Source organism: Streptococcus sp. SP8, assembly GCF_030440045.1.
GTDB classification, from domain to species: domain Bacteria; phylum Bacillota; class Bacilli; order Lactobacillales; family Streptococcaceae; genus Streptococcus; species Streptococcus parasanguinis_I.
On sequence record NZ_JAQFJL010000002.1, the window covers coordinates 163,310 to 172,478 of the forward strand.

8 protein-coding genes and 1 pseudogene are annotated in these 9,169 nt (G+C 33.2%); 5 read left to right on the top strand and 4 right to left on the bottom strand.

All coding sequences use genetic code 11. From position 1 onward, the window contains the following. Positions 1 to 431: 431 nt before the first annotated feature. Together PCY11_RS04255 and PCY11_RS04260 are read right to left on the bottom strand one after the other, a co-directional pair. Positions 432 to 731 (bottom strand): type II toxin-antitoxin system RelE/ParE family toxin, encoded by a 300-nt coding sequence (locus PCY11_RS04255; protein ID WP_301362520.1) that lies wholly within the window; start codon positions 729 to 731, stop codon positions 432 to 434. Continuing rightward, complete coding sequence (locus PCY11_RS04260; protein WP_001018847.1) at positions 728 to 976, bottom strand: type II toxin-antitoxin system RelB/DinJ family antitoxin; 249 nt, start codon at positions 974 to 976, stop codon at positions 728 to 730. Before PCY11_RS04260 ends, PCY11_RS04255 begins: the two co-directional genes overlap by 4 nt. Positions 977 to 1,939: 963 nt before the next feature. Here PCY11_RS04260 and PCY11_RS04265 point away from each other — a divergent pair. The 5 genes from PCY11_RS04265 (at position 1,940) to PCY11_RS04285 (ending at position 7,610) form a co-directional block, all read left to right on the top strand. Beyond that, a complete protein-coding gene (locus PCY11_RS04265; RefSeq protein WP_301362521.1) occupies positions 1,940 to 2,743 on the top strand; it encodes a hypothetical protein in 804 nt (267 codons plus the stop codon). A 932-nt stretch (positions 2,744 to 3,675) separates the two neighbouring features. Further along, the gene (locus PCY11_RS04270) at positions 3,676 to 5,088 is read left to right on the top strand and encodes a plasmid recombination protein (RefSeq protein ID WP_301362522.1); all 1,413 of its coding nucleotides are present in this window, start codon (positions 3,676 to 3,678) and stop codon (positions 5,086 to 5,088) included. A gap of 573 nt (positions 5,089 to 5,661) precedes the next feature. After that, on the top strand, positions 5,662 to 6,540 hold the full coding sequence (locus PCY11_RS04275; protein ID WP_199805146.1) for a replication initiation protein: 879 nt from the start codon (positions 5,662 to 5,664) through the stop codon (positions 6,538 to 6,540). Positions 6,541 to 6,593: 53 nt separating this feature from the next. Further along, positions 6,594 to 6,800, top strand: coding sequence for a helix-turn-helix transcriptional regulator (locus PCY11_RS04280; RefSeq protein ID WP_231082287.1), 207 nt, complete (start codon positions 6,594 to 6,596; stop codon positions 6,798 to 6,800). A gap of 423 nt (positions 6,801 to 7,223) precedes the next feature. After that, on the top strand, positions 7,224 to 7,610 hold the full coding sequence (locus PCY11_RS04285; protein WP_079453657.1) for a hypothetical protein: 387 nt from the start codon (positions 7,224 to 7,226) through the stop codon (positions 7,608 to 7,610). Positions 7,611 to 8,099: 489 nt separating this feature from the next. Here PCY11_RS04285 and PCY11_RS04290 read toward each other — a convergent pair whose 3' ends face one another. Both PCY11_RS04290 and PCY11_RS04295 read right to left on the bottom strand, forming a co-directional pair. Beyond that, positions 8,100 to 8,735, bottom strand: a complete 636-nt coding sequence (locus PCY11_RS04290; RefSeq protein ID WP_049484037.1) for a hypothetical protein — start codon at positions 8,733 to 8,735, stop codon at positions 8,100 to 8,102. Between the two features lie 296 nt (positions 8,736 to 9,031). Then, positions 9,032 to 9,169 (bottom strand): annotated as a pseudogene (locus PCY11_RS04295) (addiction module toxin RelE); the annotation flags it as partial.

A 9,169-nucleotide genomic window follows, 5' to 3' on the forward strand; every position in this document is an offset into this window, starting at 1 on the left:
TACGATTTTTTTCATTCATAATATCGATTATCTCCTAAGTTAGTATAGACTAATAGTTCCGTTTTGATTAAATGGGACTCTATAATAAGTTTTGCCTCCAACAATACCTCCAAAATTAAAACCAGCTCCTAACAACTCTGCTTTAATTTGACCTGAAGCATTACTATTTACAGCTTAAGAATTGATAATTATAGTTTGCACATTGGAATCATCCACTTTCTTATATAAATATTAATTAGTTACGGTAATTTTTTATTCTAAAAATTTTATCTTTAGTAACAACTTTTTCTTATTTTATTATACTTTAATTTGAATGAAATTCCATTTTTTATATGTGAAAGTAGTTCCAGTTTTCTTATCTCATTTACTTTTAATTTCTTGAATATGTTAGTAGGTGTTTCTTTCTTTTATGCAGGTTGGTTAAAATAGCTTCATCTGTTTCTTATACGTTTTTCAGAAATTGTATAAATTTCGTTATCACTTCTCTTACCAATAGCAATGACTTCAATAATTTCAATTGCATTGACAGTTTCATGAAAAACAATTCTCAGGCCCAATTTTTTGTGTTTTAACTTCCTGTAACCTGCTAAATTACCGTGAAGAGCCTCTCCGGCAAGCATCCCTTGATTTTCTAACTTGATAAGTGACTTTTTAACATGAAGACTTTGACTATTATCTAATTTATAAAAATCATCTTGCGCTTCAGGTATCAATTCAACTTTATAACTCAATCCCAACCATCCTCTACATTTTCCAAACCTTCACGCCAATTTGAACCAAGAAATTCATCGACAGTTAAATTTTTTCGTGCTTCAAGTTCAAATGGAATTTTACGATCACGTCTGATTTTATTGAAATATAAATTAATTGCTGTAGTATAGTCAAGTCCAATCTCGTTTAAGACCTCACCAACTTCCTGTTTTAATTCAGAGTCAATACTTAGATTCAATCTTGCTTTTGTAGTTGTAATAGCCATTTAAATCACCTCTTCTTTTTTGTGTATATTATACACAAAAAAGACGATTTTTTCAAACTGTTTTTTCTCAATGATAATTTTTTTGCATAAATTGTCAAAAAATGATGCTGAGATAGTCATTCTGAGCTGATTTCAGTTTAGAGGGCGGACAATCTATCGCTAAAATTACTTACAGCCCCAACGGTTGGGCTGTTTTTTTGCTTATTGTTCAACTTTCCGAAAAAGATCAATTTTTCGGAAAGTTGTAAAGTACGACTAGGTGCCAAAATATATTTATAAAAGCTTTACAAATAAAATAAATTATTTCTATAAATCATTTGACTCTTAATCTTAACTATGATATAACAATAATAGCTAATTAAGGTTGCTATTTTTCATCTTTCGCTCTTGGCGATGAATGAAGCTCCTTCCAGGATCATAAACTATCAAAAGTTTATTTTTCATTGAAAAAAGGAGAAAAGAAATGGCAAACTACTTATGGACATAGAAAAAAGCGTTTGGGGAAACGCTTTTTTTTTATATAAAACAAGCCCACTATTGGGTGATAGTGGGCTTTAGTGCTTTATTTTGTAATAAAGCTGATGAACGAAGCGATTAACCAGCTAATTAAGGTTGCATTCACTTCGATGCTAAGAGTTAGACTCTTAGATGTTTTACGTAAGTAAAATTTCATCTTTTGCTCCTTGGGCCAAAAAAATCTTGAATCCTCGGCCAAGGTCAAAGCGAGGTAGAACTATGGACAATTCTCTCACAAAAGAGGAAGCAAGTTCTAGGGGTCGCCTAGTGCATTTTATACTATCGTATAAAATGCTCGACTAATTATAACATCACGAAGATGTTTTAACAATATTTTCTCAAGTAAAAAAAAACAAAAAAAAAGGCGTTTTTCTTCAAAAAGATGGCATACTACTTTCGTAAGAAAAAACTAGCTTAAAAAGCTAGCAAGAAAGAAGGTAAGAAAAAATGAATTTGTCCGAAATGTACAAAGGATTTGACGACTTGATTAGAAGACATAACGAATATGTTGTATACGAAAAACCACTAGCCGAAATGAATAACGGGAAAATTGTATCTGGTAGCAAGTATATCGTTATTGCTCCTACTGCTGTTTTGGATAGACTAGAGAAAGAGGTGGCTGCATTAGAAAAAAACGCAAACGAAGGAAATTCAAACAATGCTATCACAATTGGCCGTAGCCGATTGCGTTCTGCATCGTCTCTCTCTTTATCCATCAAAGATTCTAAACATACGAATACAACGTCAGTTGAAAAGTGTCTTGATCTGCTTTATAGAATTTATAACAAAAGTACTGAGAAAGAGATGAGCGAACATCGTGTCATTCTGCAAGAATTACATCTTGCCAAAAATAAAACAACTGATGCAGAAGAGTTAGAAAAATTGGCTGCATCTCAAGATTTCGAAGTTGAAAGACACGAATCAACGTTAAAAGAGTTATCCAAAAAGTATGATACAGCAATTGAACTGCTATCTAAATATGATGGAGATAGAGCTGTTCGAGTTTCTTCGCGGACTGGTAGCAGTTATCGTCTTAATTATTACGATCATGAAAAGGATAAACGAAGTCATGTGTCGCTTAATAATTTAGTGATGATTGATAACGATGCTTCAAATATGTCATTGGATAATACAGCAAAACGGAAAAAAAGAAACGACACGAAACAACCGATAATTGAGCTTAATACTATTTCAATTTATGAGCCATTGGAAATCTCATACGATGAATATATGTCGAATCGCAAACATTAACTACAGTAATAGCCTAGTTAAAATAATGATGGTAGGGAGTTACAAGCTCTCTTTTTTTGTCTGCGTGATTCGCGGACAAATCGCACGCTGGTTCGTGCGACGGGCGAAGACCATTTTTTGCTGATAATTTTAGCGGAACTGAAATTATTTTATTAGCAAAAGATGGGCAAGCAAAAATTGCAGGGGGCAATTTTTTCGGTGCGTTGTTCGCGCCGATTTTTTTCGAGACCACAAAAGTGGGCCGAAAAACGCAGTGAATTTTTTGGGCCATGATGGGACAAAAAAGGGGTGCAACCCAAGTCCTCCGCAGGAGCGTTTTACCTTTGTACGTTGCGAAGCAATGTCAAAGGTGCAAAAACGTTACTCTTTGCCAAAGAGTAACAGAAACTCCTGCTAAATCCCGACTGTAGATTATTATTTTTACGTCTGTTTTCAATCGACAATAGCGACGCAGAATAGCGATAGCGCTGCGTCTTAGCCCGTTTTTCGGGCTACCTTGCGCATTTTTAAAGCTGGTTAATGGTTTTGTATACTGGACCACGTTTAAGCCCAATAATGGGCCTATATGTAGTCCATTTTTTATATAAATAATGGATTTATACATGTTCCATGATTTTATTATTTCGTGGTCTACTATGTAGCCCATTATTCTATATTTCTATGGTCTTCTATATAGTCCATTTTATATTCAAATAATGGACAACTATATAGACCATAATTTTTATTTTTCATGGACTTATATACAAACCCATGATATTGATAAATCATGGATCTCTATATCTATCCATGATTTTTATTAACTAGGCTATTAGCCTAGTTAAACTTTTTGAGTGTTGCGTTTTTTCTTCTGTTTTGTCTTTATTTTTAACAAAAGATGGCATACTATTAGTAGCTTTTAAAAATAGTAACTTTTAAAAAGGTAGGTTTAAATTATGAATAAAACAATGACATTATCTTTTAAGACGAATCCACGTAAAACGAATATTAGACACAATAACAGAGAGCTGACAGAAAAGGAATTTAAAAGCGACGCTCACAAGCACATTAAACGTGAAAAATCGAAATACAATATTCAGATTTTCAAACGCGATATCAAAGACGTTTATCACGAACTATTTGACGATGCGTTGAATGCTTACAACGCAAAGCAAAAGCGCAAGGATCGTAAAATCGATGATTATTATAAACACGTCCAGAAGTCCAAAAACTTGGACCTACAAAGGGAATTCATTGTTGCAGTCGGCAATAAGGCAGATTGGGAAAAATTGAGTTTTGAAGAAAAGCAGGAAGTTGGAGAGGCTCTAAAACGTTACGTGGTCGATTTTAACGAACGACACGGTAATATGACTATTTACAACGCAATCGTCCATCTGGACGAAGGTGGGGCCCCTCATGCACATTTTAATGTCGTTCCAACAGCGAATGGGTACAAAAATGGGCTTTCAGTCCAACCGTCATTTAGAAAAGCGTTGGAACAGGAAGGATTTGGACCATCTGGACACGAGCAGTTTAAAGCGTTTAGAGATGCAGAAGTCCATCGTCTGCATGAGTTTGTCCATGAAATCGGAATCGATAGAAAAGCTGGGCAAACCAATGATATCAAGGATATGCGTGAATATAAAGACGCGATGGAATATATTGAGAATCGAAGATCAAGTCAGGTTGTTAAAATCCAGCGAGAAGAAAAGGCTCATGAAGAAAAGATGAATGAGTTAAACGAGAGATTGAAACAACAAGAAGAAATGATCCAAAAAAGAGATGAAGCTTTTAAAGCTAGTAAGAAGCAACAAGCTAGAATTATTAAGCAGATGAACGATGAGATCATGAGCGAGTCTGAAAAGCTTGATATGAAACGAATCGAAGATAAAACTGTCGATGCAATGTTGAAGATGCAGCTGATTGCAGATAAACCAATCGACGATAAGCGGAACTATCGAATCAAAGAGAAAGGATTTGGCGAGGAAAAACAACGTTATGTTATGGTTCCAGAAAAGGATTTTGATGACTTGGCACGTAGGGCTAATTCTGGCCCGCTGATGCAGTTGCTGAGTGATTTCAAAGAGCATATTCTCGGTCTAGGAATTGTAAAACGTCTGAGGGCTACAATTGCTAGACTAAAAGAAGAAATGGCTGGTCTACTTAGAGAAAATGATAGCTTATCTAAAGAATTAACGGCTGTAATTGAAGATAGAAACAAATACAGATCTCAATTGCAGGACCAAAAATATTATCTGACAGAACAAGAACGTGAGGAGATTGCTGAAAAGATCATTCAGAGAAAGGATCTTGAGTTGGAAGATGGAGATAGGACATTTGATAGAGATGACCTAGATTTGAGTAGATAGCTTGATTATTAGCCTAGTAATAAAATCCCTTTTTCCGAAATAAAATCCTTATGGATTTTATTAACAAAGTTGTATTCAATTAGTCTAGTAATCTAGATATATCAATGCTTTTAATCACCTTTAGGCTAATGAAACTAACTTTTAAAAAGATTATCTATTGTCTATACGAAATTAAAGAGTTAATCAATTCTTATTGGCTTTATAAGTAAAACTTTAATTTTCATCTAAACTATAATGCCATAATGAGACTTTAAGTTATCCAGCTTCCCCTTGTAGGCAGTGAGCGAAGCGACTTAATTTTCATTGTTATAAAATGGATATGGTTATAAGCGCGAAGCGCTATTGTAATTAATATTGTATATATATATTGTAAAGTAATATTGTAGGGTCTGGCTATCCCTTGAGGCTCTAAGGAAAGCTGACGAATAAAATCCCTTTCTCCGAGAATAAAGTGACTTTCTCCGAGAATAAAGTGACTTTCTCCGAGAATAAAGTGACTTTCTCCGAAATAAAATGAAAAAGGATTTTATTATTGAATTAAATATGATTTTGTGATACAATATGTGGCATAAAATGAAAAAGGATTTTATTGCTATGGAAGAAGAAAAAAATGAAATTAGAGAAGTAGCAAAGTATTCTAATGACTTTAATGCAGTTCCGTTGAAGGACTTCTCATTAGTACAAAAGAAAATATTAATGACGTTGATTTGGCTGATTAAAGAAACGGATGGCAGCGAGATTACGATTGATTATGAACGTTTTATATATTTGACACAAGCAAAGCCAAAATCGCTAGAAGATGGAATCAGATTAATTCGTCAGACTTTTCGTAAGATTTTATCTCTATCAATAACAGAGATTGAAACTGAAACATCTTACGAAGAGTTCATGTTATTTACAGCTAGAAAAGTCGACAAACAGAATGGAGAAATAACGGTACGGGTTAATCCTGATTACTTTCCTCTGATAAAAGACTTTGCGAACGAATATACAAAATTTCCGCTACAGATCGGGAACAGCTTTAGTAAACAGTACACTATCGACATATACAAATTTTTGCGTCAGTTTGCAGACACAGGATTTTGGGTCGTAACGGTAGAAAATTTCAAACGTTATTTAGCGATCCCAGACAGCTACGGTGCTACAAAAATTAGAGAAAAAATCATAAACCCAGCTTTGGAGGAATTAAAAAAATACTATCCAAACTTGAGGTTAGAGGAAGTAAAAGCAAAACGCAAAAGGGGAGAACGTGGCAGACCGAAAGTCACATCTTACAGATTCCATTTTGATAAAGAAGCCCGAGACGCGTGGGAAGATAATAAGTACAGTTCAAAAGTAAAAGAAACAAACGTACCAAAGTGGTCCAAACCTGATTATGTTAACGAGACGTCAGAAGAAACAAAAATCGACCTAGAGGAGCGGAAAAAAGAAATATTGGGGAGGTTAGAGTAACAAAACGACAGAAAGAACAGAACTAATAAACGATTATGGAAAGAGGTGCCAGGGTGTCAGAAAAAAATAATTATCAAAACAATATAAAGCATTTTAGAGTTAGAGAGGGGTTGACACAGGAAGAATTAGCTAAAAAAATAAATACTTCAAGGCAAATGATAGGCTTAATAGAAAATAGTAAAACAATACCATCCGTAGAAATAGCTTTAAAATTAGCTAAAGTTTTAAAAGAACCTATAGAACATCTTTTTAGACTCTGAAAGGGCTTTACTATCTGTGCTTTTAATGATACTATAGTGTTAAAATAAATAAAAAGGAGATTGCGTATGTTGTTCTTTTTACCTGCTTTTGTAGTCGGTTACTATTTCGGAAGAAAATTCTAACTAGTCTAATAGCCTAGTTATAGACTATAAAACAGAAAAAAGCACGGTTGAATAAACCATGCTTTTTTCTTATGTCGCTTTTTAACGTTATATAATGCGTTTTAAGAACCTAAAAGGTTGGGGTGGTATATTTACCCTCCCAACCCCCTTTATTTCATTTTTTAAAGGGTTTGATAAGGAAATGGGGGCTTAGAATCGATTTTAATGAAATAGTTGTACAGAAAAAGTATAGAACGTGCTATAATTGATATACATAACATTATGTATATCGTATATAATTGACAAAAAAAGGTGAGAAAAATGAGTGTACAAATCAGCATGCGTGTATCAAAAGAGCAAAAAGAAAAACTTGTAGAGCTGGCTAAAAAACAAAACAAAAGTCTAACGCAATATGTATTGGATAGATGTATTGTAGAAGATGTCGATACAAATATAGATGATGCTACACATTCTAGCGCACGTGTAGAAAAGATGCTACAAGATCAAATCGATCAATTACGTGAGGATTTTGAGCGTGAACGCACTCAACTAGTCGATCAAATCGATCAAAAAGACAAGCAGATTGCTGACATGATCGAAACAAGCAACAGCCAGCTGCAGCTTATTGGAGCTCTCACGATGAAAAATGAAACATTATTGTTAGAAACTAAAAAAAGCTGGTGGCAACGGTTGTTTTCTAAAAAATAGCCTTCAATTGGTAGAACATATTGAAATGTTGTTTTGTAAAACTTAAAAGAAGAAAGATTTGATGCCCCCAATATCATCATGTTTCAACGTAGCTTTAATTTTCTTTGAATAATTTCCTAAAACCAATCTGACTTTTTCGGTACAAACCATTTGTCAAATCTTTTGTTAAACATTTACATTCTTTTTTACACTATCAATGGTTATTGGAATTAGCAATCAAAAAACGGCAATCAGCATTCACTAAATTACCGTTTTTTATTTAAATTCTATTACTATTAACTACCTAATACTACTAGTTAATACTACTAGTAGTATTAAGATTATTACTAATTATCCTGAGGCCATCGTGTATAAATTGACCCAAAACGTCAAATCCGTTATAAATTCCGTAATAAATAAAGAGTCCTAAAATTATAGATGAAATAATAATACTTGCACAAATAAAATATGTACGTTTTTTTTCATTCATAATATCGATTATCTCCTAAGTTAGTATAGACTAATAGTTCCGTTTTGATTAAATGGGACTCTATAATAAGTTTTGCCTCCAATACTACCTCCAAAATTAAAACCAGCTCCTAACAACTCTGCTTTAATTTGACCTGAAGCATTACTGTCTATAACTGCTGTTAAAGTACCATTATAAGCATACTTTATACTTGTTGTAGGGTATCCATTTGGAGACCAAACATTAACATTTTTCCCTTCAATAAATGTGTTTGCAATAAAATTTGTTATTCCTAGGTAATAACCTTTAACTGAGTTAATTTGACGGAAAGAACCATTATTATATAGCTCAATATTTACACTTAATTGAAGTGTAGTTCTAGCAAATGTTGCACTTCTTATCAATGTATGTGAAGTAATTGTAGAGCGAGAAAGGTCTGGGATAAGTTCAATAGTTTCAACAACTTTTCCAGTATCGCGATCAATAACAGTCGCAACTTCTGTGACCCCTGATTTTGAATAGATCACTTCTGGATTAGGAACATTATAATCCTCAACAGTAAATTGTAATTCATTGAATTTTACGGTGAGGTCACCAGTAGTGTCAGCGCTTACAGAAATAGGGAGACAAAATAATGCTAAACAACTAAATAATAGAGTAAATAGTATTTTTTTCATGTTAATCACCTACCGAGATTTCATAACAAAATTGGATATTAAGAATTGATAATTATAGTTTGCACATTGGAATCATCCACTTTCTTATATAAATATTAATTAGTTACGGTAATTTTTTATTCTAAAAATTTTATCTTTAGTAACAACTTGTTCTTATTTTATTATACTTTAATTTGAATGAATTTTCATTTTTTTATATGTGAAAGTAGTTCCAGTTTTCTTATCTCATTTACTTTTAATTTCTTGAATATGTTAGTAGGTGTTTCTTTCTTTTATGTAGGTTGGTTAAAATAGCTTCATCTGTTTCTTATACGTTTTTCAGAAATTGTATAAATTTCGTTATCACTTCTCTTACCAATAGCAATGACTTCAATAATTTCAATTGCATTGACAGTTTCATGAAAAACAATTCTCAGGCCCAGTTTTTTGTGTTT